Origin of the sequence: Methanosarcina baikalica (genome assembly GCF_031461075.1) — an archaeon.
Taxonomy (GTDB): domain Archaea; phylum Halobacteriota; class Methanosarcinia; order Methanosarcinales; family Methanosarcinaceae; genus Methanosarcina; species Methanosarcina baikalica.
On sequence record NZ_JAVKPK010000042.1, the window covers coordinates 1 to 16,279 of the forward strand.

A 16,279-nucleotide genomic window follows, 5' to 3' on the forward strand; every position below is an offset into this window, starting at 1 on the left:
CGCGAAATAACATAGGCAATTTTTAAGAATGTATTAAATAACTTTCACATTCAAGAGGGATGATTTAACTTTATCTAAATTATTCATTGCCTAAGTTATTTCGTTACAAATACTTAATGTCGTAGATCAATTAAGCTGGGAGTATGAACTCGCTTACGAGACTCCTTTTATATATGAAAAATTTATACATCACATATAAAAAAATTAATATATTAAATATAAAAAAATATTGGTGCATGCATAGAATGAAACAATTTACGCAATTGAAAGAGGCTATTCTCGATAGAATAGGAATAGGTCAGCCAGGTCTCATGTCACCTGCTGCCTATGATATAGCATGGCTTGCTCGAGTTCCAGGAGAGAATGACTTTACAATACCAGCGTACCCAGAAGCTCTTACTTGGCTGAGAGATAATCAACATCCTGACGGCAGCTGGGGTTCAGACATTGAATATGTACATGATAGAATTATCTCGACATTGGCTGCCATCATAGCCTTGGCGCAGTGGGATGATATAAATAATGATAAATTATATAAAACTCAGAGTAAACGTATCATTGAGCATGGGCTTGAATATATCCGAAATAACGCCGGTAGATTGGAGTTTGAACTCCCCACGGGTGGCTTTGAGCTTATATTGCCAGCCCTTCTCCAAGATGCTGAAAAAATCGGGATAAATGTTCATTGTCAAACCTTTTTACCTTATTATCGGATGCGAGAGGAGAAACTTGCCAAGATTCCGTCACATTTACTATATTCACGGAAGCTTTCCATCACTCATTCTCTGGAATTCATGGGCGATAGTTTGGATCTAGAAAGAGCAGAGATTTTCCAGGATTCGAATGGTGGTGTTGGGTTCAGCCCTTCATCAACCGCTTATCTTCTGACTAAATTACCTAGAAATAATGCGGCACGCAGCTATATTGCCAGTCTTGTTGCTGCCTATGGGAACAAGGTCCCGGAAGTATTTCCATTTGATACATTTGAGCTATCATGGTCATTATGGAACCTATTCCTCGCTGGAGCTGATAGCTCTGATCCGAAAATTGAACACCATATTAGAGATCTGAAGTCTGTTTGGGATAAAGGAGAAGGAGTAGGTTCCACCACAGTATCCTCTGTTGTAGAATCCGATACTTCCAGTATGGTGTTCAGTGTTTTAAAAATGGCTGGTGCCGATCCGGATCCCATACCACTCCGTCAATTTGAGAAAGAAGATTATTTTATCTGCTACCATTATGAACGAGATCCTTGCACAAGTGCAAATGTTCACGTCCTTGAGGCCCTAAAAGGAGTTGATGAGAAAGCCACAGAAAAGGTGCGGAGATGGCTATATAAATCTCAAGTTGATTGTTCCTATTGGACAGATAAATGGCATGCATCCCCGTACTATCCAACAGCACATGCCGTGATAGCTTTGATAGGGGTCGATCACGATTTAGCCAGAAGCGCATCTCAATGGATTATAAACACACAGCGAATTGATGGTGGTTGGGGCTACTATAATAGATCGACTGCTGAAGAGACCGCATACTGCCTGCAAGCATTGACCATATACTCTCGTGAAGTAATGCCAATAGACCGAAATATTCTTGAAAGAGGCAGAAGATGCCTGCTTGCCTTTGATAATAAGAGACCAGACCTGTGGATAGCCAGAAGCCTATACACTCCTATAACAGTAGTAGAATCTGCAATATATAGTGCGTTGATAATGACTACGGATTACTTGTATCCTGCTTTCGGCAGGTAAACGTAAAAATCCATTTAATTTTTCTATTGATATCGATTTTCTCAGAACATTTGGAATTTTATTTAAATTAAAAACTCCTAAATGCTAACCATAACATTATTAATATATATTTATTAAAAATTGAAGAAATGAACAATCTTATTAGATGCATAGTCCTCATGATACTGATCTTCATTTGAATCTACAAAAAACAATGATCAAAAATATTAATTTGTGAAGATGTGCTTACTGCCGAATGTAGGTCGTATTCTGTTAATTGTGGTTATTCCGTAACTATTCAGCCTAGGTAAAACAACTTCAGTAGCCAACTTGATTAAGATTTAATAGGCAAATTTTTGGGACTATCTTTTCTTTAATTGTTGGCTATTGACTCTGTTTTTTCAGATTCAGGGATTAGAATTTACATATCTTCTAAATATCAAAATCGTCATCAATTGGCTTATTCTGGTACCTAAATAGTTACGTTATTCCTAAGAAGACTAACATAGGCAAATCCAAAGTTTAGTACTACTAACCTGAGATGGGATATCCCATGGAGTAGCTCAGAAATCCTCGTGAGATCGAAGGGCCCTGGGATTATTTTTCGTCCCATCAGAAATGCATCAATACCCCTTGATTCTCACCCAACCTAAATATCTCATTTGATTTATCATGATAATACTTCCTCATCTTCTCTTTTTCCTCAGAGCCTAGGCAGCTATAGTCCAGCATTTTTTCCTGCTTCTCATAAATATGATCATATAATATTCTCCTCAGCTGCTGCTGATTCGTGTACAAAGATGGGATGAGGGTGAAGTACAAATCTTCATGGCCCAGCAGCAGAGGTGCATCGTGGATGCAGAACCTGCCAAAGCCTATGAATATATCCACTGGGTCCACGTACTCACCATAGAAACTCTCAATAAGTTCTTGCTTATTCGGAGCCATTCCATTTTTTAAATGATAATCTATGATCAGCTTAGTAATACTCTTAGTGGGATCCCCCATAAACAGGCCAAAAAAGAGGTGATGTCCCTTGCGGGACCGGGTGAGAGATGTAATTTCATCGAAGCATTCAAGGAGATCTTCATAACCCTCATTATGGAGATAATCTCGATATTCACCGTATATATGGAGTCTGACGTCGTAATCCCTGTAGAACTCGAGGAAATCCGGGTGGTTAGCCATAAACGCCAGGCCTTTGAGAGCCCCTAGCCAGTAGCCGCCTTTGCGCTCCATCATGTCCGGCCTGACGACCGGTGCAAGGACCGTCTCTATGCCATGATCAAAGAAGAGCTTATACAGCTCAATGTGGCGCTTCATCTCTATCTCCAGGAACTTCTCTATTGAAGACTCCCCTGGGTGTTCCAGCAGATACCATCTTCTAGTTCCATCTGTAGGGAAAGCGCAAACCTTGGTCCCCGAAGAACGGACCAGCCTCGCCACCTCCTGGGCAGGAAGGCTATGAAATGCTTCAAGATCCACTAAAATCCCTTCTTTAGTTGATATGGAGACGTCAAAATAAGAGCGCTATATAAGGCGGACTCCGCCATCCTGATGGGGGCATAGAGGCACTTGCTCATCCACATAGGCGGCATCGCATCTATATGGGCAAGAAGTCCCTCCCTGCCTCTAATTAAAGCTCTTCTGTCTACATTATCAAGATCTGCCAAAGCTATGATTGCATGAGCTGTGGGATAATAGGGAGATAGGTTCCATTTATCCATCCAATAACATCCATCTATCGTTTTCTTTGTTTTTCAGGAATTAGAAAACTTCTTTCTTTCTGGCTTTTATCATTTTTCCGGCCTTTTTATTCTCGTATTTAATTTCAGTTTCCAGAAATAGTTTTTCAACGTTTTTCCCATTTCTTGAGTTCCAGAATTTCAGACAGAGTTCCACCTCTCCGGATCTCATCGAAAAGTCTCTTTTCGGTTTTGTTGACTTCTTTTGCTCTTCTTGCCAGTTCGTAGGCCCTTTCCGCGGGAATTACCACAACCCCGCTTTCATCGCCCACTATGTAATCCCCTGGCTTCACAGTCTGGCCGCCACAGGTAATCTCAGCATTGATTTCTCCAAAACCTTTAGGGTCTCCAGCGTTAGGTACTGTGTTACTCGTATAAATCGGAAGTCCCAGGGTTTCGATTTCGTCAATATCCCTGACAGCGCCTTCTATTACCACGCCTGCAATTCCCTTGTTCAAGGAACTAAGGGTTGCAAGCCCTCCCCAGCAGGCAATATCTTTACTCCCGTTATAAATTACGATTACATCTCCTTTTTTTGCAATATCAATCGCTTCTACAGTCTTTGCCCAGTCTCCGGGAAAAGACTGCACAGTAACCGCAGTCCCTACTACCTTCCCTCTTACCAGAGGATGAATGCCTTTCATTGCCCCTTTCCTGTGCATGGCATCCGAAATGTTTGAAGTGGATACTTCCTTAAGAATTGCCCTTATTTCCTGGTCCACAGTTCCGACATTCCGGATTTCTACAGCTTCTGGGGAGTCCACACTCTGCCGGATTTTTCTGGCGGCTTCGGTTACGTTGTCAGAACGGGTGATATTTCCTCCGACAATCACAATCCTGGCCCCGGCCTTGACTGCCTGGACAGCACTGTTTGCATCAAGCCCTCCAGCGACGGCAAGCTGCACGTCAACTCTCTCTGAAATCTCTTTAAGAAGAGACACGGGGTCTTTTCCTGTCATCTGCTGGTCTATGCCTATGTGCACGTTCACATAGTCCACTCCCAGAGCTTCGAGTTCTATTGCCCTTTTTACCGGGTCAGGAGCCGAGATGAGGTCTGCCATCAATCTTACCCCATATTTGTGAGCTGAACGAAGTGCATCAAGTAATGTAGAATCATCCGCACTCCCCAGCACAATAACAACATCTGCCCCGGCTTTTGCTGCCATCTCGACTTCCATGGCTCCCGTATCCACGGTTTTCATATCTGCAAGAATCGTCCTATCAGGAAAAGCTTTTCTCATGGTGCGGATCGCATCCATCCCTTCACTTTTGATCAGGGGAGTCCCGATTTCGATCCAGTCCGCACCTCCTGCTATTGCTTCTCTCGCAATCTCTACCGAGCGATCTAACTCCAGAAGATCAAGTGCAACTTGAATTATGGAAACTATGATATCACCTCAAGTGGGAAATTTTTGTATTTGAGTTCTTCATTATCTATATTTCTTTTTATTTACGACTGTTTTTTGTGTTAATGTTGTCGTTTTATATCTTAAGTTTACAGATAAAGAGTAAGCAGTAGCTCGTCATCAGACAAGATTTTTGGCTAATGAAAGCAATATATCCTGTGGGAAGACTATGGAAAAAAGCCTTAAAATAAGCGAGAAAAGAATCGCAGAAGAACATATAACCGACGAGGAACGCAGGCAATTGCTTTCCTCTCTGCATTCCCGTCTTTTCTGGGTCGGTCAGCATATTCCAGATTATGTGGAATTTGAGGGAGAAACTTATCCTTTGCACAGCTATGTATGGGAACTGATTCAGAAAGACAAGCTCACTGAGGCAGAAAAATCAAGAATAGATAAATATATCGAAATTATTTCGGCAAAGGAAAAGAACGATGAAAAGAGGCTTGAAGAAAAACCTCTTACTCCGGAAGAAGCAGAAAATCTTTATCATGAGACTGCAGGCCTCTTGCGCGCAGTAATGGATCTGAAGGAAATCGAGAGTGGAACCTTTAAAGAAAATACAAAACATTTTCAGGAACAGTTCGTTAATCAAAGAATTAAAGACGCAAAGCTCTGGCTTGAATTTCTCAAAAACGTGTCCAAATGAAGTACCAAAACTGAAGTACAAGCCGGATTTAATTACTTTCATACTCTTAGAAAATTTCCGGAGCAAAGGTTATATCTCTGGGAACCATTTTATGGAAACAGGATGTCATTTAAGAACCGACACGTCATCTCAATGAAAGACTTTTCGCGGAAAGAAATCGACTACGTTCTGGATACTGCCGAAAAGCTTGAGCCTGTGGCCAGGGGTGAAGAGAGATCCCGCCTGCTGGATGGAAAGATTATAGCTCTTCTTTTTTTTGAACCGAGCACAAGAACAAGGCTTTCTTTTGAAGTTGCTGCCCAGAGACTTGGAGGGCAGGTTCTGAATCTGGGTTCCGTGGAGGCAAGTTCCGTAATGAAAGGAGAAAATCTTGCCGATACTATCCGTGTGATCAGCAACTATGCGGATCTTATAGTGTTGCGTCATCCTCTTGACGGATCGGTACGGATGGCTGCTGAATTTGCAAGTGTCCCTGTGATCAATGGCGGAGACGGTTCTGTCCACCACCCTACGCAGACTTTTCTTGACCTTTATACTATCCGCAGGGAAAGCCACCTTGAGGGCCTGAAGATTGCTATGGCAGGAGACCTGAAGTACGGGAGAACAGTCCATTCCCTCTGCCATGCTCTATCCCTGTACGGAGCTGAAATGACTTTCGTTTCGCCTCCTGAACTCAGGATGCCTCCGGAAATTGTCAGAGACCTTCAAAAGAATAAAATAGGGATAAAAGAAACCGATTCCCTTGAGGAAATAATTGGAGATATCGAGGTTCTCTACATGACAAGAGTTCAACGGGAACGTTTCCCCGATCCTGAGGAATATGAGAAGGTTAAAAACAGGTTGAGGGTTACAGGCGACCTGCTGAGAACCGCTGATCCGGACCTCAAGATTCTTCACCCCCTCCCGCGGGTCAATGAAATCTCCCCTGAAGTGGATTCAACGCCACATGCATGTTACTTCGAGCAGGCTTTCTATGGTGTCCCTATTCGGATGGCACTTCTTGCTCTTGCCCTGGGAGTGATTGAATGAAAGAAAAATGGAACCTGAAGATTCAGGCAATTGAAAACGGAACGGTAATTGACCATATAAAGGCAGGGCAGGCATTAAATGTACTACGTATACTGGGGATTTCCAGTGCTTTTCGGGCTACTATCAGTTTTGTTATGAATGCTTCTGGTGCCAGAAGTAAAAAAGACGTCGTGAAAATTGAAGGCAAAGAGCTCAGTGTCGAAGAGCTCAACAGGATTGCCCTTATCTCTCCGAAAGCTACTATCAATATCATAAGGGACTTTGAAGTAGTCCAGAAGAATAATGTTGTACTTCCTTCTTATGTCGAAGGCGTCGTGCGTTGTGTCAACTCAAAATGTATTTCTAATAGCAGTGAACCCATAAAATCCAAATTTTCCGTGTTCCAGTCCGAAGAAGAAGGAGTCACTCTCCACTGTCTGTACTGCGAACACGTAATTTCGGAGGACATAGCCGAAAATTTGCTGTGAATGTAGAATTTTAGATGAGGTCAAAGAGTAATTTTTTTATTTTTATCTTAAAGTTTTATCAGGCGACAAATAAGTTCATGATTATGGATTTCTGGCTTTTGATACCTGTCTTCTCCGGGAGAACGTGTGCACCCGGGAACACAAAGAATGAGGATTCAGAGTAGAAAATTATAAAATAAATCCGGGTTTCAGAAGGAAATGTTTATGCTAAAAGGCGAGCCAGATACAAAAAAAGCAAATACGGAATATATCAATGCTCAGGAGCGTAATAAACTCCTCTGGAGCCTCAGGAGTGATTTTGCCTGGGCAGGGAAGAAAATCCCTGAAAGCGTGGAGATTGATGGGCAGGAATACAGACTCAGGGGCCTGATTCGAGAGCTGAGCGAAAAAGAATCACTTGACACAGATAAAGCTGCCAAAATCCGGGCTTTAATCCAAAGATTGAGGGGAAAAGCAAAAGTGGACGAGGAGCTGCTGGAAACTGAGGAACTTACAAAAGCTGAGGCCGAAGCTCTCTACGAAGAAGCGACTGGACTTTTGCGGGCCTCAATGGAATTAAAGGACAGACTTGAGGGAAAAGGTGGAGAAAAAAGTGCCGACGAATTTAAAAGAATGCTCAATACCCAGAAAGTTATAGATGAAAAACGCTTTCAGGAGCTTATTAAAAGTCTGAGATAAGAGTTTGCTATATTCTTCCAGGCATTTCCAATCTTAAGAGAATTACAATTTCCTAACATTTCTGAATTCTTTCTCCGTTTTCATTTTTTATTCGTTCTCTTTTTTTAGGAATCCGGTAAGTTCTTCAGGATTATCGGTAAATAACCAAAGTTTCAGATTTGACGTGTAGTAACTTTAAGAGTCTGCTGATAAGGTACTAGGAGTTCAAAATTGTAATAAAGCACTAGGAAAAATGTTATTTTCGAAAGTTTCGTCAGAGATATACTGAGTTTACTATAGTCTGTAGCTAACCTTTCCAGATCCTTTAAGTCCATCATTATCGTTACTACAAAGAAAAAAACGCAAAATAAGCGTATCAACCAGCGCAGGGAATGACTTTCATTCTTTGTTAACGAAATTTGCGTGACGTCCTCTTTTTCGATTACAACTGGTTTACGCATAGGTTGCTTGATTATGATTTTTCCGGGTATTATTTTGGCAGCATTGGGGCGATTAAGAAGGAATATGAGAGGCAGAAGGAACATAATAAGGCCTGAAAATATGATTAAATAAGAGTCTTCAGGACTATATGTCCATAGAAGCAGGGAGGCTATTAATGCTAAAAAACCAATTAATAATGCCCTCAATATCCACCGGTAATCAACTAGGTTGACACGCGCCTTGAGAGTTCTGTTCTCCTGCAGACCTGCGGAAGAAGGCATTAGCTGAAGATTCCCATTTTCTAATTTAAAGTCCGAGAAGCAATCTTCCTGCCTTTCTTTCTGGAGGGAGTTTTTTGTCGGACACCAACCCATCAATTTTTTAAAGTATTTCATAAAAGTCATTTCATACACCTTCACAATGCCTCTCAATAGACGATTTTATCTCTACGGCCGAGACTTCGTCCGTGATTATGGAACAGTAGGAAGTCCATTCATACCATTTTTTGTGTTTGATTTTGATGTACAGCTGTGTATTCAGATCCCAAAATCGAATTTTTTGCTTCCTTTCCGCAAACAGCATGAGGGGAAGTAGAGAGATCAATAGCAGAAGTAGATTCCATTCTCCTTTTACTACAGCCATGTAAACCACAAATCCGCAAAAGGCAATTCCTCCAATAACTAACAGAAAGGACATTTTCTTTGAACGCTTTTCAAGCCTGTATGAAGTTATGGTTTCAATTTCTGTATAAGGTATCTCAAACTTCTTCAGTCTGAAGGCTTGCAAGTGGATCCCAAATTTGTCTACCAGAACTGCTGCTTCGAAGGTTTTGAGAATTAACAAGTAATAAGAAGCGTTAAATAGGAAAAGACCTGCCAGCAAGAGAGGAATATCTTCTGGAGACTTCAGGCGCAGGAGCAGATTGAAACTTATTATAAAATATATTAGGTATAAAGTTGTATTTGCAGGGAAAATCACGTTTGTGGTTTGGAACTCCGGGAAGTTTCCTGTGTTTCCAGAGATTGGAGTCATATTTGCGAAGGTACAGGACTGTTTTGTTTTCGTTACCGTTTTCTTGCAAGCCGGGCACCAGCTCATCAGCTTTTTTATGTATCTGGATTCCCGGCTCATAGTTCTCCCTCATTTTCTCCAAGGACATACAGCTTTTGCTTTCCCTTTTCTCTTTTCATATACATTTTCATATGGTTTTTCCTCTCCCAGTAAATTAACTGGAAATAGAAGCTCCACATCAGAACCAGAGTTCCTGAAGTGAAAGAATACAGTGTCTGAATATTAAGAAGATAAGTTGCATGAGACGAGATATAGGGTAAGAAAGCCATGAGCAAAGTAAAACCCAAAAATAGGAATATGAAAACACAGAAGAATGTTTTTCTAAAGGAAGGAGAAACGACAGGATTTCTTTTCACGGCGTCGTATTGATGCATCTGCTTTTTCCAGCCGAGCAAATAGATTGGTAAAGAAAGTAAAAAACCTAGAAGGAAAGCCTCTGTATTTATACCTTTTTGAAATAGGTTTATATAAACAGGAATAAAGAAAATTGGTAGCAGGAGGAGATGGGTATCAGGCCTGGAATGTTGGCTCGGAACCGTCGAATTTCTGGCTTTTTCTCCTCCCGATCGATTGTTTGCTTCAAAATTAGCAGAGCTAATCCGAGATCCTGTTTGAGAGGCTTTTGCATTCGGGCACCATCCCATAAGTTTCCTTATACTTTTTGTGAATATATTCATCGTCTATCTTTCTCCCTAATAATTGTTTATTCTTCCATCGGCTCCCGGACAAAATACCTTTCAAAAAGCCTCCTCATGGGCTTTCTTTATGTAAATTGAAACTGTTAAATAAATAGCCTTGGCGGCTCCATATACGCCAAGCAAAACAAATAATTTCGCTACAACACTGCCAGACGATCTGAGGTAAAAATCCACTCCGAGCCAAAAGCACATAGCACTCAAAAACACATCGCTACAAATTGACATCAATTTTGATAATTTCGCATCAGTTTCAGATATGGAAAGCGTGTTTAAAAGAAGTCCAATCCCCATCAGTACTAAATAGAAATTCACTAATGATTCCATTATGGTTGATGCAGTACCAACTATAATGGCACATATAGAAGCAAAAAATGAAAAGAGAAATTGTTTCGAATTCCTCTTTATTTTATTCCTTTCTCCTCTTGGTCGATCACTTCCTCCTGATCGATCGTTTGCTTCAATATTTTCAAGATGAATTTGCTGTCTGGCCTCATGGATTTTTGCATTAGGGCACCAGCCCATCATTTTTTTTATGTTTTCGACTTTAAGGCTCACTTTTCTCCCTCTTTTTCCCTAATAGCATATGTCTTTTCGAAGCTATTTTCATATTTTATATAAATTTTCATGCGATTTTTCTTCTCCCAGTAAATTAGCTGGAAATAGAAACCCCATGTTAAGAACAAAATAATTGAAAGTCCGAATAAGGCTGAGTGCCAAGATTGTCTTATCAGATAAGAGAGAACCATAAGCAGAATAAGCAAAATTATGATTATCAGGATCCAAAGATATGATACTTTAGAGACATAACGAACAACAGGTTTTTTCGCAATGTCGTTGAACCGCTGAATTCGCTCATTCCAGTAAAATACAAAATAAGATAGGGCAGGTATTGATCCGGTAAGTAAATTTATGGTTAAGTCAAAATTTAAGCCTATCTGATTATATATCAGGAGATGAACAAATGTTAAAAAAATAGCAAATAGAAGAATTTGATTACTTATTCTCCGGAGCCATCCAGGGGTTTTTAAATCTATGTTGTCATCTCTTGCTCTGTCTGGAACATAGGAATCAAAATTTTCAGGGCTAACATGCCGTCTGGTTTCATGTGCTTTTGCATTCGGGCACCAGCCCATTAGCTTTTTGATCCGCTCAAAAACAAAAATCTTAGCTGGCATTTATTCATTCTCCCGAATTATATATGACTTTTTCCACTTTCCGTAACTTTTGTTGAAATAAATGGTTTTGTGGTTCTTTTTCTGCCAATATATTAGCTGGAAATAACTAAGCCACATCCCGGCCAAGAAACCACCCATAAATGAAAAGGTTACTTGCAGGGAAAAATTCCTTTCAATATCCCCAGAAAAAATCCAATAAAAAAGCATTGCATAGAAAATTAGCTTCATTATTTGAGACACTTTTTCCATGCCGGAATTATCGAAAATGAGTTTCTGTGCTAGAGTATCGTATCTGTGCATCTGCTTCTTCCAGTCAAAGGCAATAAACGCTACAGAAATGAAAAATCCTGCAAGTAAAAAGGCTAGCTTTAGACCCAGGTGATTGATCACCAGGATATACACAAGTGTAAAGAAAGTGCTAATCAGGAGAGTATAAGTACTCGTTTTCCGTAGCCACCCGGGGTTTTCCAGGTTTTCGTTTTCTCCCCTTGCTCTGTCTGGAGTATTCGAATCAAAATTTTCAAGGTTAATAAGCTTTCTGGCTTCATTTGCTTTTGCATTGGGGCACCAGCCCATGAGTTTTTTAATATATTTTGCTTCCCAATTCATAGCTCTCACTCCTTTTCCCCAATAGCATACATCTTTTGGAACCCCTTTTCATTCTTTATATAAATTTTCATATGGTTTTTCCTCTCCCAGTAAATTAACTGAAGATAACTTCCCCACATAAAGATCCAGGCTCCAGCAACTAAGGAATACAGTGACTGAGCGTTAAGAAAAGAGGGTATCTGAGATAAGAAAACCATAGGCAAAATTAAGAACGAGATTAGGGCTAAGAAAATCCATAAGAGCGTTTTCTTTGAGGAAGAGCCAACAATGGGTTTTTTTGCCAGGGAATCGTAATGATGCATCTGCTTTTTCCAGCCAAGCAGATAAATCAGCAGAGAAAGTGAAAAACCTAAAAAGAAGGCATCTGCATTTATACCTTTTCGAAATAGCAAATTTATGTAAAAAGGAGTTGAGAAAAGTGTTGGCAGGAGAATTCGGATATCAAACCTGGAAAAAAGCTTGGAAAAAAGACTTGAAATCCTTGGATTTCTTGCCTTTTCTCCTCCAGATTGATCATGTGCTTCAAAATTATCAGAGCTAATCCGGGATCCGGTTTCAAGTGTTTTTGCGTTCGGACACCAGCCCATCAGTTTTTTTATGTATTCCAGAGTCATAGTGTCCCTCCATTCATGCATTTGCAATGTAGATACCTGGCATTTTACGCCCGTATACAAGTATTATTTTTCCATTCCTCTTTTCCCAGTATATATCTGTAAGGTAATACAGAAAAGCCGTCAAACAAAAGCCAGACAGAAATCCTATAGTGTGTCTCCAACCAAGCGACGAACCAAAGACAAGAAGCAGTACTAGGCCAGTTGAATTAAAATTAAAGTAATAAAACAAAGCTATCAAACAAAAGGTAGAAATAATAAACAAAACGAGTCCCCAATTAGACTGTGAAAAAAAGAGATACAATAATGCCAGGGAAAGTATTAGATTTATAACTCTCCATTTTGGAAATCTAATATTCATCTTAATTTTCTTACCTGTATTTTTTATGTTATCCAGGTAATGCCAGTTCCAGATGCAAAAGTATAGGTTAAAAATGATTCCGATAATTAACCCAAACATGAAACCTTTATCCGTGGGATGAACTCCAATAAAGCTAATTCCTAATACAGAAAAGAAAGTAAGCCCGGTGGACATTATTAATAACCTATTATGGCGTCTGTTCCACCAGCCGGAGGGTAAAATCGGAGAATTTCCAGTATCTTTTCCTCTGGCTTGGGTGTCCGTTTCAAAATATTCAGGGTGGATTGAATGTTGAGTTTCAAGCGTTTTTGCATTCGGGCACCACCCCCTAAGTTTTTTTATGTATTCCAGAGTCATAGTGTCCCTTCATTCATGCATTTGCAATGTAAACCTCTGGCGTTTTATACCCATAGATAAGCACGATCTTTTTATTCTTATTTTCCCAGTATATCTCCGTAAAGTAATACAGAAAAACTGTCAAACAAAAGCCTGAAGCACAAGTTAAACTGAACGTTAAAACGAATCTCCATCCAAGAGATAAAGATTCCATAAGCAGTGTTATCAGACCTAATATTCCAGCTATAATCATCAATTTATTTTTCGTCTGAACCCTTTTGTCGGAGTTTTTTATTTTATCCAAGAAACGCCAATTCCAGATGCAAAGAAGTGGGTTAAAAATGATTCCGGAAATTAGCCCCAATATGAAAGCTTCATCTCTGAGAGATCCTCCTTGAAATCCAATCCAAAATATAGAAAAGAGAGTAAGCCCGGTGGACATTATTAACATCCTATTATGGCGCTTATTCCACCAACCGGAGGGTAAAATCGGAGAATTTCCAGCATCTTTTTCTCTTGATTGGTTATTCGTTTCAAAATATTCAGGGTGGATTGAATGTTGAGTTTCAAGCGTTTTTGCATTCGGGCACCACCCCATAAGTTTCCTTATACTTTTTGTGAATACGTCCATCTTTTCCCCTTCATTCAATTTTACCTGCCTTTAGTCAGGCCTATTCGATCGATTCTTTTAATTTCTCAAACAATTCGTCAGCTATTTTTGTGGGATCATTAGTACTCTTGAGCTTGAGCTGCATTTCCTCTGCAAAGTCCCAGAGCAGTTCAATACATTCCCTGTACCTCTCGCAAGACCCACATTCTCCTTCGTGTTCGTACCAGACCTGCATGCCGTGTTTTGCCGAGACAAAAATTATTGTGTTGGCCTTGAAAGGAACCGACCTCCCGAAGAGAATTCCTTTCTTTGAGTCAAATTTTTCCACTTTGATCCTGTTTGCTTTGGCCATCTCAAGCAGGTTTTCTTCAATGCGCTTATCCATACTGAGGAGGGCTCTTGAAACTGACTGCCTGGAGACCCCAAAATGCTTTGCGATATTGATATTGGGGAGTCCGTTTCGGCGCAGGACCCAGAATTCAAACTGTTTTTCACCTTCCGGAAGGAACATATGTAAACATCTGGACGTTGACTATTTATAACTTTCTTTTGATAAATTTTTTAGAACTCTTCTTCTGGATATTTCTGCTCTAGGGAAAGAATTCCTAAGTTTTCTCAAGAACAGTTTGATGATTTGGCCATAAAATATATATGGAACAAAGTTAAAATTTGTTTTAAGTAATTGGTATTTTTCGAGTAATGTAATTATAAACTTGGTTTTAATGATTATACAAAATAGAAGTAGCGGATACAATGAGGATCTTATATGCAGAAGGAGGACTATTTGGACAAAAACCAGGAGAAAGCTGCGGAATTCGGAACCGAAGCTAGAGCAGCTGTTGATTCCAGAATCTATGAACGTCCTTCTGTCTTTCTCGGGTTACTTTTTATTATTGTTTTTGGAGGTATCGGGAGCAAATACGAGAGTATATTCTCCATCGAACATGAAGGAAAAACTGTGGTTGTACTCTACCACGGTCTCTGCCTTGTTTCAGCTGAGGACAGACTTCTTATTCGCGGGAAGTGGTATAAGGGAAAAAAGCTCGGAATACAGGGAAATGTCGTTGTTGCGGACAGGATAGAAAACCTGAGTTCTGGAATTCTTTTCAGCAAAGAATGAGTTTTCAGAATATGCAGGGCTCCATTATGTCTCATGAGAGCTGTTTTTCCAGTTTCCATTTTTTAGGAGCCCGTACAATTTTCCCGCGATGAATGGTTTATTGGGATTTCTTGCTTGCAGGCAAGTATTCCTACTGTTATGGGATGATACGATATTTTGAGATTTCAGAGTTGTATTACCCGCAAGCAAGCAGTATCCTATTTCCTACTTATAATATTTATAGTTTTTTAATCCTGGTTCTGTAACTTCTTAGTCTGGTCTGAACATTATAAAATGAGTGTAACATTTCGTCTGGTTTGGGTAACACTAATCTCCAGATAAATATTGCAAACATTTTAAAAATATATTGATTGATGAGTTATCATGGGATTAAATGAATACTTGTTTAAAGAATTAGATTCTATACGCCAGCTAATCTGGAATTTTGTGACTAAAATTAAAGATTTTCTGGTGAGTGAGATGTCGGGCAGTAACAGAGATGATTTTACCTCTAAAACCAAAAAGGGCCTTGGGATGAGAGTTAATTATATTTGTTCAAATCCTACTTGTAGAAGGTATACTTTAAAACCAAAAGTTAATGATCTTGATAAGTGGGACACTTTAGGGGATGCTGCACATATAAAAGGTGCACGCCCTGGTGCAAAAAGACATGATCCTAACATGACAAGTAAACAACGAAAAAGTATAGAGAACGGGATATGGTTATGTAAAAGATGTCACGTAATAGTAGATAGTGAACCTGATTGGACTACAGTAGAACTATTACAATCATGGAAAACAGATGCTGAATTAAGAGCAGTAAATAACTCAGCAGAAGATAATATTAAACAATCTGCAATTGATGACTTAACTATTGCGATTAGAAGTCTTGATAATTTTTTAGATCAAAGTATGTTAGACGAGTCAACTCACGATTTGTGGAATCGACAAGTGAAGAGAGAGATTACGTGGGACGAATATAATAATTTAACTACCAAAATTTATAATGAAACGAAGCGTGAGTATGAAAAATCTATACTTCCTGAAATACAAGCAGCTTTAGTTAAATGCCGCAGTATTTTAGGGGAATCAAATAAAATGATTATAAATGCATTTGAAAATTTAGGAAGTTCGAGTTGCAATATATTATCAATGAAAAATATGATATCTATTTTATATGAATTAAAAGAAACAATTCTATGGAGATAAATTGATTTTTAAAAAATTAATTTGTTTTTACCTTCACGCTTGCATTCTGAATCAACGTGATCCACTTATTTTCCCCTTTTAACTCAATCCCACAAGCCTCAGCAGGTATCAAACCATCTAATCCTTCATGTGGTTTTATGAAATTATAGTAAATCTGCATTCCTTGTAAGATAGGAGTTTCTTTGATTTTAAGCCCAAGCATAACTTTTTCTCTGTCTCGAATTTCACCGTTAATTCTTTCCATCAAGAGTGCTATTCTCACGTACTCAGTGTTTTAAGAAAATATGCAAAGCAACACGAATTTATTGATGAAGAGGCGTTAAATATAATATACAAAACAAGTGGTTAAAATATTACATAAGTAACTGTTACTTTTTTG

General features: G+C 39.4%; 21 protein-coding genes. 7 read left to right on the forward strand and 14 right to left on the reverse strand.

All coding sequences use genetic code 11. The features are described from left to right. Window positions 1-143 precede the first annotated feature (143 nt). A complete protein-coding gene (locus RG963_RS10610) occupies window positions 144-1,751 on the forward strand; it encodes a prenyltransferase/squalene oxidase repeat-containing protein (protein ID WP_310576246.1) in 1,608 nt (535 codons plus the stop codon). Between the two features lie 591 nt (window positions 1,752-2,342). Here the strand turns inward: RG963_RS10610 and RG963_RS10615 are convergent. The 3 genes from RG963_RS10615 to hxlA form a co-directional block, all read right to left on the reverse strand. Next, window positions 2,343-3,215 (reverse strand): hypothetical protein, encoded by an 873-nt coding sequence (locus RG963_RS10615; RefSeq protein WP_310576247.1) that lies wholly within the window; start codon window positions 3,213-3,215, stop codon window positions 2,343-2,345. Then, window positions 3,215-3,457 (reverse strand): hypothetical protein, encoded by a 243-nt coding sequence (locus RG963_RS10620; protein ID WP_310576248.1) that lies wholly within the window; start codon window positions 3,455-3,457, stop codon window positions 3,215-3,217. The genes RG963_RS10615 and RG963_RS10620 overlap by 1 nt, the downstream gene beginning before the upstream one ends. Window positions 3,458-3,582: 125 nt before the next feature. After that, on the reverse strand, window positions 3,583-4,830 hold the full coding sequence (gene hxlA / locus RG963_RS10625; protein WP_310576278.1) for a 3-hexulose-6-phosphate synthase: 1,248 nt from the start codon (window positions 4,828-4,830) through the stop codon (window positions 3,583-3,585). Window positions 4,831-5,050: 220 nt separating this feature from the next. Here hxlA and RG963_RS10630 point away from each other — a divergent pair, with 220 nt between their 5' ends. From RG963_RS10630 to RG963_RS10645, 4 genes are all read left to right on the forward strand, one after another. Next, the gene (locus RG963_RS10630) at window positions 5,051-5,527 is read left to right on the forward strand and encodes a DUF5788 family protein (protein WP_310576249.1); all 477 of its coding nucleotides are present in this window, start codon (window positions 5,051-5,053) and stop codon (window positions 5,525-5,527) included. A gap of 102 nt (window positions 5,528-5,629) precedes the next feature. Beyond that, window positions 5,630-6,556, forward strand: coding sequence for an aspartate carbamoyltransferase (gene pyrB / locus RG963_RS10635; protein WP_310576250.1), 927 nt, complete (start codon window positions 5,630-5,632; stop codon window positions 6,554-6,556). After that, a complete protein-coding gene (pyrI, locus tag RG963_RS10640) occupies window positions 6,553-7,023 on the forward strand; it encodes an aspartate carbamoyltransferase regulatory subunit (RefSeq protein ID WP_310576251.1) in 471 nt (156 codons plus the stop codon). The genes pyrB and pyrI overlap by 4 nt, the downstream gene beginning before the upstream one ends. Before the next feature lie 204 nt (window positions 7,024-7,227). Further along, window positions 7,228-7,701 carry a DUF5788 family protein gene (locus tag RG963_RS10645; protein ID WP_310576252.1) on the forward strand — a complete coding sequence of 158 codons (474 nt, stop codon included), beginning with the start codon at window positions 7,228-7,230 and terminating at the stop codon, window positions 7,699-7,701. 152 nt (window positions 7,702-7,853) lie between these two features. On the opposite strand, the gene RG963_RS10650 is transcribed toward RG963_RS10645, so the two are convergent. Genes RG963_RS10650 through RG963_RS10695 form a run of 10 tightly spaced genes read right to left on the reverse strand, consistent with a single transcriptional unit; the run spans window position 7,854 to window position 14,103 of the window. After that, the gene (locus tag RG963_RS10650) at window positions 7,854-8,525 is read right to left on the reverse strand and encodes a DUF1673 family protein (protein ID WP_310576279.1); all 672 of its coding nucleotides are present in this window, start codon (window positions 8,523-8,525) and stop codon (window positions 7,854-7,856) included. Window position 8,526: 1 nt separating this feature from the next. Continuing rightward, entirely contained in the window at window positions 8,527-9,252 is a 726-nt protein-coding gene (locus RG963_RS10655; protein ID WP_310576253.1) for a hypothetical protein, read from the reverse strand. Then, the gene (locus RG963_RS10660) at window positions 9,249-9,869 is read right to left on the reverse strand and encodes a DUF1673 domain-containing protein (protein WP_310576254.1); all 621 of its coding nucleotides are present in this window, start codon (window positions 9,867-9,869) and stop codon (window positions 9,249-9,251) included. Before RG963_RS10660 ends, RG963_RS10655 begins: the two co-directional genes overlap by 4 nt. A gap of 60 nt (window positions 9,870-9,929) precedes the next feature. Continuing rightward, complete coding sequence (locus tag RG963_RS10665) at window positions 9,930-10,445, reverse strand: DUF1673 family protein (protein ID WP_310576255.1); 516 nt, start codon at window positions 10,443-10,445, stop codon at window positions 9,930-9,932. Then, on the reverse strand, window positions 10,442-11,065 hold the full coding sequence (locus RG963_RS10670; RefSeq protein ID WP_310576256.1) for a DUF1673 domain-containing protein: 624 nt from the start codon (window positions 11,063-11,065) through the stop codon (window positions 10,442-10,444). The genes RG963_RS10665 and RG963_RS10670 overlap by 4 nt, the downstream gene beginning before the upstream one ends. Beyond that, window positions 11,066-11,674, reverse strand: a complete 609-nt coding sequence (locus RG963_RS10675; protein WP_310576257.1) for a DUF1673 domain-containing protein — start codon at window positions 11,672-11,674, stop codon at window positions 11,066-11,068. A 5-nt stretch (window positions 11,675-11,679) separates the two neighbouring features. Beyond that, window positions 11,680-12,288 carry a DUF1673 domain-containing protein gene (locus RG963_RS10680; protein WP_310576258.1) on the reverse strand — a complete coding sequence of 203 codons (609 nt, stop codon included), beginning with the start codon at window positions 12,286-12,288 and terminating at the stop codon, window positions 11,680-11,682. Between the two features lie 13 nt (window positions 12,289-12,301). Then, window positions 12,302-13,003 carry a DUF1673 domain-containing protein gene (locus RG963_RS10685; protein WP_310576259.1) on the reverse strand — a complete coding sequence of 234 codons (702 nt, stop codon included), beginning with the start codon at window positions 13,001-13,003 and terminating at the stop codon, window positions 12,302-12,304. A 13-nt stretch (window positions 13,004-13,016) separates the two neighbouring features. Beyond that, window positions 13,017-13,631 (reverse strand): DUF1673 domain-containing protein, encoded by a 615-nt coding sequence (locus RG963_RS10690; protein WP_310576260.1) that lies wholly within the window; start codon window positions 13,629-13,631, stop codon window positions 13,017-13,019. A gap of 22 nt (window positions 13,632-13,653) precedes the next feature. Then, window positions 13,654-14,103, reverse strand: a complete 450-nt coding sequence (locus RG963_RS10695; RefSeq protein ID WP_310576261.1) for a hypothetical protein — start codon at window positions 14,101-14,103, stop codon at window positions 13,654-13,656. Window positions 14,104-14,376: 273 nt separating this feature from the next. Here RG963_RS10695 and RG963_RS10700 point away from each other — a divergent pair, with 273 nt between their 5' ends. Then, on the forward strand, window positions 14,377-14,712 hold the full coding sequence (locus RG963_RS10700) for a hypothetical protein (protein ID WP_310576262.1): 336 nt from the start codon (window positions 14,377-14,379) through the stop codon (window positions 14,710-14,712). A 363-nt stretch (window positions 14,713-15,075) separates the two neighbouring features. Then, a complete protein-coding gene (locus RG963_RS10705) occupies window positions 15,076-15,900 on the forward strand; it encodes a hypothetical protein (RefSeq protein WP_310576263.1) in 825 nt (274 codons plus the stop codon). Window positions 15,901-15,916: 16 nt separating this feature from the next. Here RG963_RS10705 and RG963_RS10710 read toward each other — a convergent pair whose 3' ends face one another. Next, window positions 15,917-16,147 (reverse strand): hypothetical protein, encoded by a 231-nt coding sequence (locus RG963_RS10710; RefSeq protein ID WP_310576264.1) that lies wholly within the window; start codon window positions 16,145-16,147, stop codon window positions 15,917-15,919. Window positions 16,148-16,279: the final 132 nt, after the last annotated feature.